Origin of the sequence: Sulfitobacter pontiacus, from assembly GCF_040790665.1 — a bacterium.
Taxonomy (GTDB): domain Bacteria; phylum Pseudomonadota; class Alphaproteobacteria; order Rhodobacterales; family Rhodobacteraceae; genus Sulfitobacter; species Sulfitobacter pontiacus.
Genome location: NZ_CP160849.1, coordinates 1,327,501 through 1,346,567, shown reverse-complemented (window position 1 = coordinate 1,346,567; position 19,067 = coordinate 1,327,501). Strand labels below are relative to the sequence as shown.

General features: G+C 59.6%; 11 protein-coding genes, 2 tRNA genes and 2 rRNA genes. 4 read left to right on the top strand and 11 right to left on the bottom strand.

Annotated features, from left to right (window positions below):
• Positions 1 to 23: 23 nt before the first annotated feature.
• From AB1495_RS06555 to AB1495_RS06525, 7 genes are all read right to left on the bottom strand, one after another.
• Positions 24 to 2,030, bottom strand: a complete 2,007-nt coding sequence (locus AB1495_RS06555) for a hydantoinase/oxoprolinase N-terminal domain-containing protein (RefSeq protein ID WP_074636255.1) — start codon at positions 2,028 to 2,030, stop codon at positions 24 to 26.
• A 61-nt stretch (positions 2,031 to 2,091) separates the two neighbouring features.
• The gene (gene queG, locus AB1495_RS06550; RefSeq protein ID WP_074636257.1) at positions 2,092 to 3,150 is read right to left on the bottom strand and encodes a tRNA epoxyqueuosine(34) reductase QueG; all 1,059 of its coding nucleotides are present in this window, start codon (positions 3,148 to 3,150) and stop codon (positions 2,092 to 2,094) included.
• Positions 3,151 to 3,165: 15 nt separating this feature from the next.
• Entirely contained in the window at positions 3,166 to 3,831 is a 666-nt protein-coding gene (locus tag AB1495_RS06545; RefSeq protein WP_005850934.1) for a glutathione S-transferase family protein, read from the bottom strand.
• Between the two features lie 60 nt (positions 3,832 to 3,891).
• Complete coding sequence (gene mtgA / locus AB1495_RS06540; RefSeq protein WP_037942915.1) at positions 3,892 to 4,638, bottom strand: monofunctional biosynthetic peptidoglycan transglycosylase; 747 nt, start codon at positions 4,636 to 4,638, stop codon at positions 3,892 to 3,894.
• A gap of 27 nt (positions 4,639 to 4,665) precedes the next feature.
• The gene (locus tag AB1495_RS06535) at positions 4,666 to 5,379 is read right to left on the bottom strand and encodes an SGNH/GDSL hydrolase family protein (RefSeq protein ID WP_074636259.1); all 714 of its coding nucleotides are present in this window, start codon (positions 5,377 to 5,379) and stop codon (positions 4,666 to 4,668) included.
• Positions 5,380 to 5,478: 99 nt separating this feature from the next.
• A complete protein-coding gene (gene gltB / locus AB1495_RS06530; protein WP_074636261.1) occupies positions 5,479 to 10,011 on the bottom strand; it encodes a glutamate synthase large subunit in 4,533 nt (1,510 codons plus the stop codon).
• Positions 10,012 to 10,068: 57 nt separating this feature from the next.
• The gene (locus tag AB1495_RS06525; RefSeq protein ID WP_037954057.1) at positions 10,069 to 11,502 is read right to left on the bottom strand and encodes an NAD(P)-dependent oxidoreductase; all 1,434 of its coding nucleotides are present in this window, start codon (positions 11,500 to 11,502) and stop codon (positions 10,069 to 10,071) included.
• Positions 11,503 to 11,731: 229 nt separating this feature from the next.
• On the opposite strand from AB1495_RS06525, the gene AB1495_RS06520 reads away from it, so the two are divergent.
• Complete coding sequence (locus AB1495_RS06520; RefSeq protein ID WP_074636263.1) at positions 11,732 to 12,535, top strand: undecaprenyl-diphosphate phosphatase; 804 nt, start codon at positions 11,732 to 11,734, stop codon at positions 12,533 to 12,535.
• Positions 12,536 to 12,590: 55 nt separating this feature from the next.
• Here AB1495_RS06520 and AB1495_RS06515 read toward each other — a convergent pair whose 3' ends face one another.
• Positions 12,591 to 13,574 (bottom strand): complex I NDUFA9 subunit family protein, encoded by a 984-nt coding sequence (locus AB1495_RS06515; protein ID WP_074636264.1) that lies wholly within the window; start codon positions 13,572 to 13,574, stop codon positions 12,591 to 12,593.
• Positions 13,575 to 13,788: 214 nt separating this feature from the next.
• Between AB1495_RS06515 and AB1495_RS06510 the strand changes: the two genes are divergently transcribed.
• The 3 genes from AB1495_RS06510 (at position 13,789) to AB1495_RS06500 (ending at position 15,253) form a co-directional block, all read left to right on the top strand.
• Positions 13,789 to 13,874: transfer RNA gene (locus AB1495_RS06510), tRNA-Leu, on the top strand.
• A gap of 386 nt (positions 13,875 to 14,260) precedes the next feature.
• The gene (locus AB1495_RS06505) at positions 14,261 to 14,428 is read left to right on the top strand and encodes a hypothetical protein (RefSeq protein ID WP_244268936.1); all 168 of its coding nucleotides are present in this window, start codon (positions 14,261 to 14,263) and stop codon (positions 14,426 to 14,428) included.
• A gap of 6 nt (positions 14,429 to 14,434) precedes the next feature.
• Positions 14,435 to 15,253 (top strand): Hint domain-containing protein, encoded by an 819-nt coding sequence (locus AB1495_RS06500; RefSeq protein ID WP_244268938.1) that lies wholly within the window; start codon positions 14,435 to 14,437, stop codon positions 15,251 to 15,253.
• 279 nt (positions 15,254 to 15,532) lie between these two features.
• Here the strand turns inward: AB1495_RS06500 and AB1495_RS06495 are convergent.
• The 3 genes from AB1495_RS06495 to AB1495_RS06485 form a co-directional block, all read right to left on the bottom strand.
• Positions 15,533 to 15,609: transfer RNA gene (locus AB1495_RS06495), tRNA-Met, on the bottom strand.
• 70 nt (positions 15,610 to 15,679) lie between these two features.
• A 5S ribosomal RNA gene (gene rrf / locus AB1495_RS06490) occupies positions 15,680 to 15,794 on the bottom strand.
• A gap of 182 nt (positions 15,795 to 15,976) precedes the next feature.
• A 23S ribosomal RNA gene (locus AB1495_RS06485) occupies positions 15,977 to 18,884 on the bottom strand.
• Between the last annotated feature and the right edge of the window lie 183 nt (positions 18,885 to 19,067).

The window sequence follows — 19,067 nt, the reverse complement described above, 5'->3', positions numbered from 1 at the left end:
GCGCCGTTTTCTTTTGTGCAGCGTCAGGCCGATGCGACCCTTGGCCTGCCTGTCGCCTCGACCGTCAGCAGCGCTTCGATAAAGACCTTGCGGCTTTCGACCTCTGCATGGCGGATGTCGCGTTGCACGTCGATCTGCACATCGACCACCCCCGCCGCCCGTGCCGCCGCCTCTGCCTTGTCGCGCAGGGTTGCCTCAAGCGTGCTCAGCGCCTGTGTCTGATCCGTGAAATCCTGCGGCCCGCCGGCCAGATACACCCTGAACCGCCCCTCTGCGGGCGAGGTCACCGTGCCGCTTTCCCGCATGGTCACCCGCCCGACGACAGCGCCAATGGCATTGGCCACTGCGGCGTGTTCGGGCAGGATCATCTGCGTGCCCAGCCGTTCCCCCACCGCCGGATAATAGGCCGCGGCAGAGGCTCCCAGCCCGATCACCGGCAGGTTCAACGCCGCCTCGATCCGCACAAGCCCCGCGTGCCCGCGCAACCCGCGCTGCAACAGCTCGTGGCGGGCCAGCGTTTCGGGTTCTGTATCAAAGGCGGGCTCTTCTTCCGCCAGCGCCGCTTCCAGCATGGCCAGCGCGGTCTGTTCGGTCAGTTGATCCACGATGATCTGCGCCATAGCGGCGGGATCAGGGGCCAGCATCTGCCCCGCGCCTGTGCGTCGCCGCCCAAACAACCGCAGCGCCTTGCCTGCGGCCTCGGCATCCCAGGCCGCGACCCGTCCCAGCACATGGCTTGCGTCCGATGGGGTAACGCCGGCCAGCTGGACCAAGCCACGCTCTACCAGACGTTTCAGCGCGCCTGTCTCTATGCGGGCGCGCAGGATGTCGGCCATCGGGTGCAGCCCGTCACCAATACGGTCCAGCAGCATTTGTTCACGCGCCGAGATCCCCTCGCGCGGTTGACCTGCCACGGCACGCACAAAGCGCCCGTCATATTCGCCGGGGGTGGTGCTGCGCAGTTGCGCATCAAGCGCAGCATGGACAACCTCGGGTGCCTCTGCCGCGATGAGGGCAATGGGCAAGACCCGCTTGGGCCCCAGCGTCACCCCCCCCTGCAAGCCTTCGGTCAGGAAATGCACCTCGCTGTCGCCCCCCAGACCGGTGGTGCGCATGGCAACGGCCTCTACCATCGTGCGGTAGCTGCCGACGCGGGCCCCTGCGGGGTCGATCGCGGGCCGGCCATCGCGCAACAGAGCTACATCGGTGGTGGTGCCGCCGATATCGCTGACCAACGCACGCGCCGCACCGGTCATCCACCGCGCCCCCACGATCGAGGCCGCAGGCCCGCTGAGGATCGTTTCAATCGGCCGTTCCCGTGCCTGCGCGGCAGAGATCAGCGCCCCGTCCCCCCGCACCACCATCAGCGGGGCCGTGATGCCAAGGTCGGTCAACACATCCTCGGCCCGCCCGATCAACCGGTCGATCATCCCGATCAGCCGCGCGTTCAGCACCGCCGTCAGCGCCCGTTTCGGCCCGTTGAGCTTGGCCGACAGCTGATGCGAGGCCGACACGGGCCGCACCGTCACCTGCGTCACCAAGTCGGCGACGCGTTGTTCATGGGCGGGGTTGCGCGTGGCGAACTGGCTGGCGACGGCAAAACCGCTGACCTGTTCACGCTGCTCGGTCAAAAAGGAGATCAGCGCGGCTTCGTCCAGCGGGGCACGCTCTGCGCCTGCGTGGTCATGACCACCGCCAAGGATCAGATAAGGGTCACCGTTCAGCGCCCCTGCCAGCCCGTGCGCCTCAAGATCCCGTTCCTTGAAGCCGACATAGATCAACGCGACGCGCCCGCCCTGCCCTTCGACCAGCGCATTGGTTGCCAGCGTGGTCGACAGCGACGCCATCGCAACCTGACCCGCTGAAACATCGGCCGCCGCCAGCACGCGGCGCACGGCCTGCCCCACACCAATGGCCAGATCGGCGCGGGTGGTCAGCGCCTTGGCCGATGCGATCACCGTGGTTTCATCGCGGATCAGCACCGCATCCGTATAGGTGCCGCCCGTATCGACCCCAAGCAAAAGCGCCATTCAACTATCCTTGCACCGTTTTCCTAGGGTTTACCTGTTCCGGCGCAGCGGTCCAGCCCTGTCAGTCTTGGTTTTCGCACAGACGGGCCACGGCCCATTGCGCCGCGTCGGCGACAGTCGCGTCCGGATCGTCCAACAGGCCCTGCGCCACGGGGGTCAGACGCGCCTGACCGGAGTTACCGATGGCATAAAGCACATTGCGAATGAACCGGTTGCGCCCGATCCGCTTGATCGGCGAGCCGCTGAACCGCAGACGAAAGGCCGCATCATCCAGCGTCGCCAGCTCTGCCAGATCGGGGGCTCCGACACCGCCGTGATAGCGCAAATCGCTCGCCGCGACGGCGAATTTGTTCCACGGGCAGGCGGCAAGGCAATCGTCACAGCCGTAGATGCGGTTGCCCATCTTGCTGCGCAGCTCAAGATCGACCGGCCCGTTGTGTTCAATCGTCAGATAGGAAATGCAGCGCCGCGCATCCAGCTGATAGGGCGCGGGGAAGGCATTGGTCGGGCACGCCCTGAGGCAGGACCGGCACGACCCGCAGTGATCCACCTCTGCCGTGTCGGGGGTGAAATCCAACGTGGTGAAAATCGCGCCCAGAAAGGCCCAGTTCCCCCAGTCGCGGCTTAGCAGATTGGTGTGCTTGCCCTGCCAGCCCAGCCCCGCCGCCTGCCCAAGCGCCTTTTCCGGCACGGGGGCCGTGTCGACAAAGACTTTCACCTCGCAGGGTTCCTGCGCCACCAGCCATCGCGCCACCCGCTTGAGCCGTTTCTTGACGATGTCGTGGTAATCTCGCCCCTGCGCATAGACCGACACGCCCGCCTTTTCGGGGTGGTTCAGCACCTCGGTCGGGTCGTATTCGGGGGTGTAGCTTTCGGCCAGCATGATCACCGACCGCGCCTCGGGCCAAAGGGCGGCAGGGTTGCCGCGCCACGCCATACGGTCCGCCATCCACGCCATCTGCCCGTGATAGCCTGCATCAACAAACGCCTGCAGCCGTTCGGGCACATCAGGCACCGCGTCGGGGCGGCAAATCCGGCAAGAGACAAAGCCTTCGTCCAGCGCCTGCGCCACCAACCGGCCCCGCAGGGCGTCCGTATCGGCAGCCGATGTCACAGACATCGGGCGCAGCGTGGATCAGAAATCAAGGTCATTGTAATGCTTCGGCGGCGGGAAGCCCGGCACCTGATCGGCCAGCAACGACCGGAACGCAGGGCGGGACTTGATCTTGGCGTACCAGTCCTTGACCACGTCGGACCGGTTCCAGTCCACATCCGAGATATAATCAAGCGAGGACAGATGCGCCGCCGCCGCGAAATCGGCCAGCGTCATCACATCGCCCGCCAGCCAGCGCCGGTGGTCCAGCAGCCATGCCATATAGTCGATGTGATACTTGATCGCCTTGGCCCCGTCCTTGACATTGCGGCTGTCGGGAAACCCCTGCTTCATCACCTTTTTGTTGACCCGTTCGTAGAGCAGCTTCGAGGTGACCTCGTCGTGGAACTTGTCGTCGAACCAGCTGACCAGACGACGCACTTCAAGCCGCTGGACCGGATCAGAGGGCATCAGCGACGGTTCGGGGCGGGTCTCTTCGATATACTCGCAGATCGCGGCACTTTCGGACATGATGATGCCATCAAGCTGCAATACAGGCACCTTGCCCGCCGGATTGCGACGCATAAAATCTGGGTCTTGCTCCCAATACCGCTCTTCGACGCGTTCAACCTCGATCTTCTTTTCAGCGAGGCTCAGCCGGACTTTGCGGCAGAACGGCGAAAGCGGGACGTGAAACAGGCGAGCCATAAGGGGTTCCGGTACTAACAAACAGGGGTTTCATCCTCATGCCCGTCTTGGTTGGGTTTTTCAACTCTCGAAACAGGCTGCCCGTCCGTCCTTGCTGATTGTCGCCGCACCATCGCGGATCTGGGCGCTGCGCTTGCGCACCGCGGCAGAGGGGCGCGCGGCCGAACGGGTTTTCGGCGACGGCAGGATCGCGGCCAGCCGCGCCGCTTGGGTTGCGGTCAGCTTGGCGGGAATCACCCCAAAGTAATGTTGCGCCGCGGCGTCGACACCAAAGATGCCTTCGTCGAACTCGGCCACGTTCAGATAGACTTCGATGATGCGCCGCTTGGTCCAGACGGTTTCAACCAGCGGCGTGATCCCGGCCTCGAGCGCTTTGCGCAACCATGTGCGGCCATGCCAGAGATAGACGTTCTTGACCGTCTGCTGCGACAGGGTGGATGCCCCGCGGTTCGATCCTTCGGCGATGGCGCGTTTGATCGCGGCCAGATCAAAGCCCCAGTGCTGGCAGAAATTCGCATCTTCCGCCGCCACGACAGACCGCGCCATGACGGGGGCCACGTCTTCCAGCGCGACCCATTGCTGGTCCACGCCCCCCAGCCTGCGGCCTTCGCTGAACATATAGGGGGTCGTCGGCGGGTTGATCACCGCAAACAGCAACACCAGGGCGATCAACAGGCCAAGCACGGCGAGCACCAGCTTGAACGCGCCCCGAACCACACGCCGCTTGAGCGACCGCAGCTGCGCCGCAGGGGACGGGGTCTTGGACTTGGCTTTGCCCTTGGATTTGGAGGATGCGCGTTTTGCCATAGCCATCAGCTATATCGTGGCAATGGCTTATTGTGAACGGGCACTGCGGGCGGAAATCCCTTTTGCAAGATAGGCCCCGATCAGCGCAGAGGCCTTGGGCGACGGGTGGGTGTTATCGCTGGCAAACAGGCTGGGATCCTGACGGTCGATGACGGTTTCGGAATCAAGGAATGTCACCCCCGGGGTTTGTGCCGCAAACCGCGCGATACGGCGTTCCAGCAGCACCAGATCATCGCGACAGCCCTCGAATGACCCTTTGCCATTGCCGGCGTAATAGCCCATCCACATCACCTGCGCGCCCGTGCTGCGCAATCGCGACAGGAAGGCGGGGATTTCCCCAGTAGCGGCATCCGCAGCGATCAGCGTGTCGACCACAGGCGTGCAGGCCGCGCATTTGCAGTCGTTGAACCCCAGATCATTGGCCCCGCCGTTCACCACGATCCAGTTCCACCGCCCGCCGGGGTACTGATCCTGAATGTCGAAACCGACAGCGGACAAGAGCGTGCTGTCATTGCTGAACTGCGCCCCGGGGACGGCCTTGCTGACCACATTGCGGCCAAGGCTGGCTGCCATCGCATCGGGGATCGCCTGATCGCTTGATCCGTTCCACGCCATGACGGAATCGCCAATCACCAGAATATCGCCGCCGCCCTTGGGCGCAGCATCGGTACAGGCCGCAAGCGCGAGCCCCACCAGCAAAAGCGCCATCAGCCGGACGCGAGAGGTAAGTGTTTTGATCATCCCGTAACTATAGGCCGGTTGCGGCCCCGGTAAAGCGTGGGCGACGCACAAAAGAAATCGGGCGCGAGGTTTCCCCCGCGCCCGATCTATCCGTTTTGCTTACTCCGCCGGGATCGCGTGTTCTTCGACGCTCAGCGGGGCGGGCAGATGGACCAGCATCTCTTTGGGGCAGATCTGCAGGAAGTTATCCTTTTCAATGTCCCAGTGCTGCAGGATGTCTTCGGCCTTGCGGCTGTTGGTTTCCTGCAGGTGCCGTTCAATCAGGCCCTTCAGCTGGTTTTCCCAATGCTCGACCGTGACAGGGCAGGTCACCAGCGTTTCGCGGTTCAGCATTTTGTCGGCCTTGCCATCGGGGTTGTAGAGATAGGCCATACCGCCCGTCATACCCGCGCCAAAGTTCGCGCCGATCTCGCCCAGGATCACGGCCACACCGCCGGTCATGTATTCGCACCCGTTGCTGCCGCAGCCTTCGATCACCACATGCGCGCCCGAGTTCCGAACGCCGAAACGTTCACCGGCACGGCCCGCTGCGAACAAAAAGCCCTTGGTCGCACCATAAAGCACGGTGTTGCCGATGATGGTGTTGTCAGCGGCGACGATGGTGCTGGCCATGGACGGACGCACGACGATGGTGCCGCCCGACAGGCCCTTGCCGACATAGTCATTCGCATCGCCGGACACTTCAAGCTTGAGCCCCGGTGCCGCGAAGGCCCCCAGCGACTGCCCTGCCGAACCGGTCAGCTTGACCGTCAGGTGATCGGGCTGCAGCTGGTTGTTCATGCCGAAGTTGCGGATGATGTGGCTTGAGACGCGGGTGCCCACGGTACGGTGCGTGTTCTGCACCGCATAGCTCAGCTGCATCTTCTCGCCATCTTCAAGGAAACGCGCGGCGTCGCGCACGATTTCAGAGTCCAGCGTGTCCAGCACAGCGTTGCGTGGCTTGTTGCGGTCATAAACGATCTCTGCCGCGCCATCGACGGTGATCAGCAGCGGGTTGAGATCCAGATCGTCAAGATGCGCAGACCCACGGCTGACCTGTGCCAGCAAATCAGCACGGCCAATCACGTCATCCAGGCTACGCGCCCCGATAGAGGCGAGCAATTCGCGCACTTCGGTGGCGTAGAAGGTGATCAGGTTCACGACCTTATCCGCGTTGCCGGTGAACTTCCCACGCAGCGCTTCGTCTTGGGTACAGACGCCGACGGGGCAGGTGTTCGACTGGCACTGACGCACCATGATACAGCCCATCGCGATCAGCGCGGCGGTGCCGATGCCGTATTCCTCGGCTCCCATCATCGCGGCCATCACGATGTCGCGGCCTGTGCGCAAACCACCATCGGTCCGCAGGGTGACGCGGTCGCGCAGGTTGTTCATCGCCAGAACCTGATGCGCTTCGGTCAGGCCCATCTCCCACGGCAGACCCGCATATTTGATCGAGGTCGCAGGCGATGCGCCCGTGCCGCCATTGTGGCCCGAGATCAGAATGATATCCGCTTTGGCCTTTGCCACACCGGCCGCAATCGTGCCAACGCCCGAGGACGCCACCAGCTTCACGGTCACCTTACAGCGCGGGTTGATCTGCTTGAGGTCATAGATCAGCTGCGCAAGGTCTTCGATGGAATAGATATCGTGGTGCGGCGGGGGCGAGATCAGGGTCACGCCCTTGGTCGAATGGCGCAGACGGGCGATCAGGTCGGTGACCTTCATGCCCGGAAGCTGACCACCCTCGCCGGGCTTGGCCCCTTGAGCGACCTTGATTTCAAGCTCTTCACACTGGTTCAGGTATTCGGCTGTCACACCGAAACGGCCCGACGCCACCTGCTTGATCTTGGCCGACGGGTTATCACCGTTGGCCTCGGGCACGAAGTGCGCCGGATCTTCGCCACCCTCGCCAGAGTCTGACTTGGCCCCGATGCGGTTCATCGCGACGTTCAGGGTCTTATGTGCCTCGGGCGACAGCGCGCCAAGGGACATGCCCGGCGTCACGAACCGCTTGCGGATAGAGGTGATGGATTCGACCTCTTCGATGGGCACTGGGGCCCCCAGCGGCTTGATGTCCAGCAGGTCGCGCAGATGGATCGGCGGGTTGCTTTGCATCTTGGCGCTATATTGCTTCCACATCTGGTAGGATGCTTTGTTGCAGGCCATTTGCAGCATGTGCATCGACGATGCTTCCCACGCGTGGGTCTCGCCGGATTTGCGCGCCTTGTAGAAGCCGCCGATGGGCATGACGACGCCATCACCCTGCCAACCACGGTCGTGGACCGCTTCGGCCTTGCGTTGGATACCGGTCACACCGATCCCGCTGATACGGCTGGTCATGCCGGGGAAGTATTCCGCGCACATCGCACGGCTCAGCCCTACGGCTTCGAAGTTCAGGCCGCCGCGGTAGGAGGACATGACGCTGATGCCCATCTTCGCCATGATTTTCAGCAGGCCCTGATCAATCGCCTCGCGGTAGCGGGCCATTGCGGTGGTCAGGGTCATGTCCAGCAGACCACGCCCGATACGATCCGCCAGCGAATCCTCGGCTAGGTAGGCGTTCACCACGGTGGCACCACAGCCGATCAGCACGGCAAAGTAATGCGGGTCCACACATTCGGCCGAGCGCACATTGAGCGACGTAAAGGTCCGCAGGCCCTTGCGGGTCAGCTGGCTGTGCACGGCAGATGTCGCAAGGATCATCGGCATCGCCACGCGGGTCGCATCGCTGAACTGGTCGGTCAGCACGATGTGACCAGCGCCCGAGCGCACGGCGTCTTCTGCCTCGTCCCGGATGCGGCGCAGGTTTTCGCTCAGGTTGTTGCCCCCCGGCTCAAACGTACAGTCGATGGTGACGGAATTCGCGTTGAATTCGGTCATCAACTGATCGAACTGCGCGTTCGCGAGGAACGGGCTGTCGAGCACGAGGATCTCGGTCTGGGCGCTGGATTCATCCAACACGTTCTTGAGGTTCCCGAACCGCGTTTTCAGGCTCATGACGCGGAATTCGCGCAGGCTGTCGATGGGTGGGTTGGTGACCTGGCTGAAGTTCTGGCGGAAGAAATGGCTGAGCGGGCGGTACTGGTTCGACAGAACCGCCGACGGGGTGTCATCGCCCATGGACGCCAAGGGCTCTTTCGCGTCTTCGGCCATCGGTGCGAGGATCTGCTCGAGGTCTTCGATGGTATAGCCCGCTGCCACCTGACGGCGGCGCAGCTCATCGCCCGAGAACAGGGCCTTTTCCTCGACATCGCCAAGCGCTTTGTCCAGCTCGTTGATCTTGCCGACCCATTCACCAAAGGGGCGCGACGCGGCGAGCTTGTCCTTGATCTCGGTGTCGCCGAACATCTTGCCTTCTTCGATGTCGACCGCCAGCAGCTGACCGGGGCCAAGCGCGCCTTTGCGCACGACATTCGCCTCGTCCTGCGGGACCATCCCCGCCTCGGAACCCGCGATCAGCATGCCGTCACCGGTGACGACGAAACGCATGGGGCGCAGGCCGTTCCGGTCAAGACCGGCGCAGACCCAGCGGCCATCGGTCATGGCCAGCGCTGCGGGACCATCCCAAGGCTCCATCACCGAGTTGCAGTAGGAATACATGTCGCGCCATGCCTGGGGCAGTTCGACCGCCTGCTTGGACCAGCTTTCAGGCACCAGCATGGTTTTCGCCATCGGGGCCGAACGACCCGCGCGCACCAGGACTTCGAACACCGAATCCAGCGCGGCAGAATCGGAAGACCCCGCGGCGACGATCGGTTTGATATCTTCGGCCATGTCGCCAAAGGTGCCCGAGGCCATGCGAATCTCGTGGCTTTTCATCCAGTTGACGTTACCCTTGAGCGTGTTGATCTCGCCGTTATGGGCCAGCATGCGGAAGGGCTGCGCCAGCCACCACTGCGGGAAGGTGTTGGTGGAATAGCGCTGGTGATAGATCGCAAACGCGGACTCAAAGCGTTCATCCATCAGGTCGGGGTAGAAGTTGGCAACATCCTGCGCCAGCATCATGCCCTTGTAGATGATCGACCGGCAGGACATCGACGCGATGTAAAGCGTCGGCACCTGAGCGGCCAGCGCGGCTTTCTCGATGCGGCGACGGATGACGTAAAGCTCGCGCTCGAATGTTTCCTCGTCCACGCCCTTGGCGTTGGAAATCAGGATCTGTTCGATCTCGGGACGGGTCGCATTGGCCTTTTCCCCCAGAACAGAGGTGTCCACGGGCACGTGGCGCCAGCCGTAGATATAGTAGCCCATGCGCAGCACTTCGGTTTCAACGATGGTCCGGCAGGTTTCCTGCGCGGCAAAGTTGGTGCGCGGCAGAAAGACCTGACCGATGGCGATCAATTCGCCTTCGCGGGGGCTGTGACCGGTGCGACGCACCTGATCGTAGAAAAAGTTGACGGGGATCTGCACGTGGATGCCCGCGCCGTCGCCGGTCTTGCCATCGGCATCCACCGCACCACGGTGCCAGATCGCCTTGAGCGCCTTGATCCCGTTTTCGACAACCGCGCGGCTGCTGGAGCCGTCGATGTTCACAACAAGACCCACCCCGCAGGATGAATGCTCTTCTTCTTCGGAATACAGACCGTTTTCTGCCATGAAGGCGCGTTTTGCTTCTTCGCGTGCTACCCAGGCGTCATCATACTTGGTCATTTGGAATCTCCTAAATCGGGCGCGCCCGAGGCGCGAAATATCAGTTGAAAGGGGCGCTTATTCGGCCGCGATGGCCACGCTGGCCCCCATCTTTTCAAGGATCGCTTGCGCACAGTCGCGCCCGTCCTTGATGGCCCAGACCACCAGCGACGCACCGCGCACGATATCGCCCACGGCATAGACGCCATCCAGCTCGGTCGCGCCGGTGATATAGTCGGCCTTGACCGTGCCCCAACGGTTGACCGGCAGCTCGGGCGTGTTCCACAGCGTGGGCAGGTCTTCGGGTTCAAAGCCAAGCGCCATGATCACAAGATCCGCCTCTTCGACATAATCGGCACCCTCGATCACCTCGGGGGCCTGACGACCCGAGACATCCGGCGCGCCAAGGCGCATCTTTTGCACGACGACGCCGGTCACCGGATCACCGACGAACCCTTTGGGTGCGGACAACCATTCGAAGACCACGCCTTCTTCCTCGGCGTTTTGCACTTCGCGTTGCGAGCCGGGCATGTTGGCGCGGTCACGGCGGTACAGACATTTGACCGAGGTGGCCCCCTGACGGATCGAGGTCCGTACACAGTCCATCGCGGTATCCCCACCGCCGATCACGACAACGCGCTTCCCTTCGGCATTGAAACGGCCGGAATCGAATTCCTCTACCTTGTCGCCAAAGCTTTTGCGGTTGCTCACGGTCAGGAAATCAATCGCGCGCTCAAGACCAACGCCGCCCACGCCGGGGGCCTGGATGTCACGTGTTTTATAGACGCCAGTCGCGATGATCACGGCGTCATGCTTGGCGCGGATATCGGCAAAGCTGATGTCGACGCCCACATCGCAGTTCAATTCAAAGTTAACGCCACCTTCGGCCAGCTGGTCGTTGCGGCGCATGACCACATCTTTTTCCAGCTTGAAACCGGGGATGCCGTAGGTCAGCAAACCACCCGCGCGGTCATAGCGGTCATAGATGGTGACCTGCACACCCGCGCGGCGCAGCACGTCGGCTGCGGCCAGACCACCGGGGCCCGCGCCGATGATGCCAACGGATTCGGCGCGTTCGGTCTTGGGCTTGATCGGCTGCACCCAGCCATTTTCCCACGCGGTATCAGTGATGTATTTCTCGACCGAGCCGATGGTCACAGTGCCGTGGCCGGATTGTTCGATCACACAGTTGCCTTCGCACAGACGGTCCTGCGGGCAGATGCGACCGCAGATTTCGGGGAAGGTGTTGGTGGCCTGGCTGACCTCATAGGCCTCTTGCAGACGCCCTTCGGCGGTCAGGCGCAGCCAGTCGGGAATATTGTTGTGCAGCGGGCAATGGGTCTGGCAATAGGGAACGCCACATTGGCTACAGCGGCTGGACTGCTCCTGCGCTTTCTCATCCGCGTATTCCGCATAAATCTCTTTAAAGTCTTCACGACGCAGATTCGGCATCCGTTTTTCGGGCATATCCCGGGATACCGTTGTAAACTTGAGCATTGGCTGCTTTGCCATCTTGGATCTCTCCGCCTGAAACACGTTGCTGCCCCCTCATACACAGGGGCCAAACGATTATAAAGGCAGCTTTGCTGACCTATATGCGGTTTATTTCATATCAACCCCGATATTCTCGCAAATTTACCATATATTTATGTCCGATTCGGACCCAACAACGGACTTCCCTTCCAGCCCGCCAAAGTTATATGCCTATGCCATCGCCAATGACCCAAAGGCCACCCCCCTTATGACCCTGTTCCAACTGCTGCTTGTCGCAATCATTCAGGGTCTGACAGAGTTTCTGCCTGTCTCTTCCTCGGGTCATTTGATCCTGCTGCCCACGCTGACCGGCGGGCCGGATCAGGGGCTTGCGATTGATGTCGCGGTGCATGTGGGCACCCTCCTTGCGGTCGTGCTCTACTTCCGGTCCGAGGTCGCAGAAGCCACAATCGGGCTTGGTCGCCTGCTGCGCGGCAAGATGGACACCCCCGGCGCAAGGCTCGCCGCCCTGCTGATCCTTGCAACAATTCCGGTGCTGGTCGTCGGGCTGACGTTCAAGCTGCTGGGGATTGACGAAATGCTCCGCTCTGTCGCGGTGATCGGCTGGACCATGCTGCTGTTCGGTATTGTGCTTTATTGGGCGGATCGCACGGGGCGCAGCGATCGGGATACTGGCGACTGGGATGTCAAAGGTGCCGTCTGGATGGGTCTGGCGCAGGCGCTTGCGCTGATCCCCGGCACATCGCGGTCGGGCATCACCATCACCGCAGCCCGCAAACTGGGCTATGACCGCGCCAGCGCTGCCACACTGTCTATGCTGATGTCGATTCCCACGATCCTCGCCTCTGGCGCGCTTTTGTCACTGGATGTGATCGGGCAAGCCGACGCGCAGCTCGCGCGCGACGCGTCGATCGCGGCGGGCTTCGCCTTCGTCGCCGCACTGTTGGCACTGTTCCTGATGATGCGCCTGCTGCGCAGCGTGAATTTCACCCCCTACGTCATCTATCGCATCCTGCTGGGAGCAGCGCTTTTGGTATACGCCTACAGCTAACGCAAAAGGCCCCGCCGTCGCCGGCAGGGCCTTTCCAAATTCGACATCGAAATCGTTAGGTCCGCAGGTTCTTCGCGGATTGCTTGATCTCGTCATACTGGCCCGAGGGGCGGAACCGCCACAGGTACTCGGGCAGGACGGAGCCCATGGACACGGGGCTGATCCCCAAAGCATCAAAGCCCTGCGCCCCCTCGCCCACAACATTATCATGCGCCAGGTTCTTGACCTGATCACGGGTCAGCGTGTTGTTCTTGACCAGGCCGAGCGTCACCGACTGCAACACATCAAGGCCAAAGGCGATCACCTTTGCCACGAAAGTCGGCAAGGCGACAACCATGCGGCGACGGTTCACCACATCAAGCATACGTTGCATCAGGCCGCGAAAGCTTTCGACCTCGGGGCCACCCAATTCATAAATACCGGATGGGGCCTTGCCTGTCACCGCAAGCTCCGCCGCGTGGGCCACGTCATCTACGTAGACGGGCTGGAACAGCGTATCCGCCCCCACAGCAGGGATCGCGGGGCTGATCCGCGTCATACCGGCGAAACGGTTAAAGAAGTCATCCTCGGGGCCGAACACGATCGAGGGGCGCAGGATAACAGCCTGCGGCATATGCTTGAGCACACCGGCCTCCCCCATCGCCTTGGTCTGGGCATATTCGCTATCCGCTTCGGCATCCGCCCCGATGGCAGAGATTTGCACCAAACGCGCGATCCCTTCGGCGGCGGCCAAGCGCGCAATGCGTTCTGCGCCGTCGGCCTGAATGGCGTCAAAGGTGTTTTTCCCCGCCTCGGCCAGAATACCGACGCAGTTCACCACCACATCAGCGCCCTGCAGCGCATCGCGCACCGACGCGTCATCACGGATGTTGCAAAAGACCGGTTCGACCTGGCCGACAGTGCCGTAGGTGCGCACAAACAGCGCCTCGTTCGGGCGACGCACCGCGACGCGCACCCGCCATCCCGCCAACGCCATGCGACGAACGATATACCGCCCCACAAACCCGGAGCCGCCGTAAACCGTGACCAGCTTTGCCATGATGATACCCCTGACCAGAAAATCTAGCGCTACAGATACATCCAGCCCCCCTCGGGAACAAGCAGCAATTCCGGCAGAGATCGCCTCGAAAGCCCGTCCCACCGCACCAAACCTCGGTTTTCCGGATTTATTTTCACGCCGTTTCATTTTGTTGCGAGAATCCAATTGACACCCCCGCCCCACAACAATAAACGCTCCCTCACAACCCCCCTGTGCCCAGGTGGCGGAATGGTAGACGCGCTAGCTTCAGGTGCTAGTACTGGCAACGGTGTGGAGGTTCGAGTCCTCTCCTGGGCACCACTTATCCCCGATAAGTCGCTTTTTCATTTCACTGTTACTTAGTGCTGCCTTAGCGATCGTTGTCCCTGCCCGTCGAACTGCCCTTTTAAATCAGCATCGCATCTGCGGCATACCAGCCACCATCGACAGCGCCATCAAAGACGCCCCACTGGCGTCAGGCCCGCTTCACATCCATGTGATATGTCAAAAGTTAAGTCGATTTGTCGCCACTTATCGCTAATGAAATTGCAGAAATTACTATAAACTAGGCCGGTCCGGATCATTTGACCGACCCACAGGCCACCAGAGGATAAAGACATGGCGAGCTTTTTTGCGTTTGTATCGATGTTATCAACAATCCCGCCGTGTCCACAAACTCCAGCGCAGGCCAAGACGGCGCTGGTCAGATGACACTTTCCGGTGGCAGCCAGCCCTTCGCTGACGATGCCATCATCGAATTCATCACACAGAATGAAACGGCAGACGGTGAACTTGACGGGGGCTCGTCCTTCATCGGGATCAAGGTCTATGCAAGTGCTGCCGACTATAACGCCGGCATCGTCCAATATAATTAGGTTCCGATGAACCCCGGCCAATCGGCGAATAACCAAAGCGATGTCAGCGCACTTGGCGACACCTACGTGCGGTTCAACGCCAACGTTCTGGTGCCCCGCACTGAAAGCGGTGCCAACGACCCAAGCGCACCCACATTTGGGAATCTACTGGTGGCACCAGGTACCAATGCGGGCGACAATATCGGCACACTCAAGATTGACCGCAATACGGATCAGGATTTTGACGGCGACGGCTCCATCGCATCCGGTACGTTGGAGGATGGCAACGGCAAGTTCTATGTCGGGAACACCGTACCATGTTTCACCGCGGGCAGCCTGATCGCCACTGCAAAAGGCGAAACCCCTGTAGAGCACTTGAAAGCCGGTGACGCTGTCATCACACGCGACCACGGAATGCAGAAGGTCTCTTGGGTCGGCGCACGTCAGCTGACAGCGGCGGAGTTGGTCGTCTATCCACACCTGCGCCCCGTTTTGATCACGGCGGGTGCTCTCGGCGCTGGAACGCCAGAACGCGACCTTATCGTTTCGCCCAACCACCGAATATTTCTTTCCGATGCGCGATCGATGCTACATTTTGGTCAGGACGAGGTCCTCGTCGCCGCGAAGCACTTGGTGAATGGTGACACGATCCGGACGTTCACGCCTCCTTCTGTTCAATACGTGCACCTGATGTTCGAAAGCCATCAGCTTGTGCTGTCGGACGGGGCATGGACAGAAAGCTTTCAGCCGGGAGTAGAGACACTCCAAAGCATCGGCCAAGCGCAACGCGACGAGATCCTGGCGCTGTTCCCCGCGCTTTCAGAGCAATGCGGCATAAAGCAATAAACGCCGCGCGTAACACGCTGAAACGCCATGAGGCACGCCTGCTGCGGCTCTAGGGCGCGTTCAGGTTGTTTGAGTGGAGGGCTAACAGTTTGCGCTCTCGCTGAGGTGTCTATGTGCGAATCTTTGTGTTTACGAAGCATCCCACTTCCGTAAATTCAGCTATAGGTAGCGGGACCTGCGTTCCTATCAGGTCACCCCTCGCGCCATCACGTTGGCTCAAAACGCCACAAGGCCCGCAGGCGATGCGAGCGGTTGGTGCTAGTTAAAGTTCTTTAAAGTTGGTTGCGGGAGTAGGATTTGAACCTACGACCTTCAGGTTATGAGCCTGACGAGCTACCGGGCTGCTCCATCCCGCGCCGGGTGCCAATGTTTTTGTATTGGCTTATTAATTGTCATCGTTTGAGAGATACGTAGAGGTTTTGCTAGGTTTGGCGGTGACCTACTCTCCCACGTCTTAAGACGCAGTACCATTGGCGCAGTAGCACTTAACTGCCGAGTTCGGGATGGGATCGGGTGTTTTGCTTACGCTATGACCACCAAACCGAGTAAAACCTCTATGTTGTTCCTTTTGCCATTGGCAAAAGAGCAACAAGCGGGAGAGAGCGTATCCGAAGGATGCGCGTTCCCGCCCCCCACCTTTTTGGGTGAGGATTTGTCCAAGTCAGTACAACTGATTGTATGTGTATGCTTTTGTCCTAGTAAGAAGTCTTTCTTCTACTGGATCAAATCAAGCCTATCGAGCAATTAGTACCAGTCAACTGAACGTATTACTACGCTTACATCTCTGGCCTATCGACGAGATGGTCTATCTCGGCTCTCAGGGATACCTTGTTTTGAGGGGGGCTTCCCGCTTAGATGCCTTCAGCGGTTATCCTGTCCGATCATAGCTACCCAGCACTGCTATTGGCATAACAACTGGTCCACCAGTGGATCGTTCACCCCGGTCCTCTCGTACTAGGGGCAACTCCTCTCAAGTATCCTACACCCACGGAAGATAGGGACCGAACTGTCTCACGACGTTCTAAACCCAGCTCACGTACCTCTTTAAACGGCGAACAGCCGTACCCTTGGGACCTGCTCCAGCCCCAGGATGAGATGAGCCGACATCGAGGTGCCAAACACTGCCGTCGATATGGACTCTTGGGCAGTATCAGCCTGTTATCCCCGGCGTACCTTTTATCCGTTGAGCGATGGCCCTCCCACTTGGGACCACCGGATCACTATGGCCGTCTTTCGACTCTGCTCGACTTGTCAGTCTCGCAGTCAGGCTGGCTTCTGCCATTGCACTCAACGAGCGATTTCCGACCGCTCTGAGCCAACCTTCGCGCGCCTCCGTTACGATTTAGGAGGCGACCGCCCCAGTCAAACTACCCACCACACAGGGTCCCGGATCCGGATAACGGACCGCGGTTAGACATCAAGCAGAACAAGGGTGGTATCTCAAGGGAGGCTCCACGCAGACTGGCGTCCACGCTTCAAAGCCCACCACCTATCCTGCACATGTTCGGCCTAATGCCAGTGTGAAGTTGTAGTAAAGGTGCACGGGGTCTTTCCGTCTAACCGCGGGTAACCGGCATCTTGACCGGTAATTCAATTTCGCTGAGTCTATGTTGGAGACAGCGGGGAAGTCGTTACGCCATTCGTGCAGGTCGGAACTTACCCGACAAGGAATTTCGCTACCTTAGGACCGTTATAGTTACGGCCGCCGTTTACCTGGGCTTCAATTCAGAGCTCTCACTCCTCCTTTTAACCTTCAGGCACCGGGCAGGCGTCAGACCCTATACGTCGTCTTACGACTTCGCAGAGCCCTGTGTTTTTAATAAACAGTCGCCACCCCCTGGTTTGTGCCCCCAGCCCCTAGTTGCCTAGGAACCGGGCCTCCTTCTCGCGAACTTACGGAGGTATTTTGCCGAGTTCCTTCAACATAGTTCTCTCAAGCGCCTTGGTATTCTCTACCTATCCACCTGTGTCGGTTTAGGGTACGATCTAGCGATGGAGCTATTTCCAGGGACCTCTAAGCAGCCCATTCAATCCGATAAGGATGAACTACCCTCGAGATCCGTCACTTCCATCTGGCCCAGGAATATTAACCTGGTTCCCATCGACTACGCCTTTCGGCCTCGCCTTAGGGGTCGGCTTACCCTGCTCAGATTAGCTTTAAGCAGGAACCCTTGGATTTTCGGCGAGAGTGTCTCTCACACTCTTTGTCGCTACTCATGTCATCATTCTCACTAGTGATCTCTCCACCGGATCGCTCACGCGCCGGCTTCACAGAAAAGACTTTATCTTGTGCTACCGCCTACGGCTACTTGAGCACGTTTACACGTACCAAACAGACGTTAAGCGATAATAAAGATAAGTCTTATGTCACACTACGCTCTGCTACCATGCAATTAATGCATCCTAAGCTTCGGCTCATGGCTTGAGCCCCGTTACATCTTCGCCGCAAGACAACTTATTTAGACCAGTGAGCTGTTACGCTATCTTTAAAGGATGGCTGCTTCTAAGCCAACCTCCTGGTTGTTTTGGTCGTCTCACCTGCTTTCCCACTTAGCCATGAATTAGGGGCCTTAGCTGTAGGTCAGGGTTGTTTCCCTCTTCACAACGGACGTTAGCATCCGCTGTGTGTCTGCCATCTAGTACTCCTCGGTATTCGGAGTTTGGTTAGGATCAGTAAGCCTGTGGGGCCCCATTACCCATCCAGTGCTCTACCCCCGAGGGTATTCGGATGACGCTCTACCTAAATAGATTTCGCAGAGAACCAGCTATCTCCGAGTTTGATTGGCCTTTCACCCCTAGGCACAGCTCATCCCGATCCTTTTCAACGGATGTGGGTTCGGTCCTCCAATAAGTGTTACCTTATCTTCAACCTGGCCATGCCTAGATCACTCGGTTTCGGGTCTGATCCCACAAACTCAACGCCCTATTAAGACTCGCTTTCGCTACGCCTACACCTAACGGCTTAAGCTTGCTTGTGAGACCAAGTCGATGACCCATTATACAAAAGGTACGCTGTCAGGCCGTAAAGACCCTCCAACTGATTGTAGGCGTTCGGTTTCAGGTACTGTTTCACTCCCCTCGTCGGGGTGCTTTTCACCTTTCCCTCACGGTACTGGTTCACTATCGGTCAGTAAGGAGTACTTAGCCTTCGAAGGTGGTCCTCCGATCTTCAGACAGAATTTCACGTGTTCCGCCCTACTTAATACGTCCAATCATGCTTCTTATACGGGACTATCACCCACTTTGGTTGCGCATTCCAACGCATTCTAACCACACTCATGGCTCGGCTGGTCCCCGTTCGCTCGCCGCTACTAGGGGAGTATCAATTGATTTCCTTTCCTCCGGGTACTTAGATGTTTCAGTTCCCCGGGTTTGCTTTTATAAACCTATGTATTCAGTCTATAAATACCTGGTTCTGCTTACTGATGAACCCACCGTCTGCACCTTGCGAACTTACGTCCTCAAGTAGCAAAGCGGTAGGACAACAATAAACAATCAGGTGGGTTGCCCCATTCAGAAATCCATGGATCAAAGCTTATTCTCAGCTCCCCATGGCTTATCGCAGAGTATCACGTCTTTCATCGCCTCTTACTGCCAAGGCATTCACCAAACGCCCTTTTCGCGCTTGATTTGATCCAGAAAAAGAAAGACTGATTTAATGTCCTACCGCCTATTCGGCTACTTGAGGACAATTTAGACCCTCAAACGGCCGGTAGAGTGCAGGACGTCAGTCCAACGCGGGAGACAGAAGCTGGTAAGAAACTGTCTTCCCTTATTCCAGATCAAAAGCATACTTTTACCCGCCCACTCTCTC

Coding starts and splice junctions, on each gene's coding strand:
- AB1495_RS06520 (WP_074636263.1), top strand. CDS start 11,732: ATGACCCTGTTCCAACTGCTGCTTGTCGCAATCATTCAGGGTCTGACA.
- queG (WP_074636257.1), bottom strand. CDS start 3,150: ATGTCTGTGACATCGGCTGCCGATACGGACGCCCTGCGGGGCCGGTTG.
- AB1495_RS06525 (WP_037954057.1), bottom strand. CDS start 11,502: ATGGCAAAGCAGCCAATGCTCAAGTTTACAACGGTATCCCGGGATATG.
- AB1495_RS06505 (WP_244268936.1), top strand. CDS start 14,261: ATGACACTTTCCGGTGGCAGCCAGCCCTTCGCTGACGATGCCATCATC.
- AB1495_RS06515 (WP_074636264.1), bottom strand. CDS start 13,574: ATGGCAAAGCTGGTCACGGTTTACGGCGGCTCCGGGTTTGTGGGGCGG.
- mtgA (WP_037942915.1), bottom strand. CDS start 4,638: ATGGCAAAACGCGCATCCTCCAAATCCAAGGGCAAAGCCAAGTCCAAG.
- AB1495_RS06555 (WP_074636255.1), bottom strand. CDS start 2,030: ATGGCGCTTTTGCTTGGGGTCGATACGGGCGGCACCTATACGGATGCG.
- AB1495_RS06500 (WP_244268938.1), top strand. CDS start 14,435: ATGAACCCCGGCCAATCGGCGAATAACCAAAGCGATGTCAGCGCACTT.
- AB1495_RS06535 (WP_074636259.1), bottom strand. CDS start 5,379: ATGATCAAAACACTTACCTCTCGCGTCCGGCTGATGGCGCTTTTGCTG.
- gltB (WP_074636261.1), bottom strand. CDS start 10,011: ATGACCAAGTATGATGACGCCTGGGTAGCACGCGAAGAAGCAAAACGC.
- AB1495_RS06545 (WP_005850934.1), bottom strand. CDS start 3,831: ATGGCTCGCCTGTTTCACGTCCCGCTTTCGCCGTTCTGCCGCAAAGTC.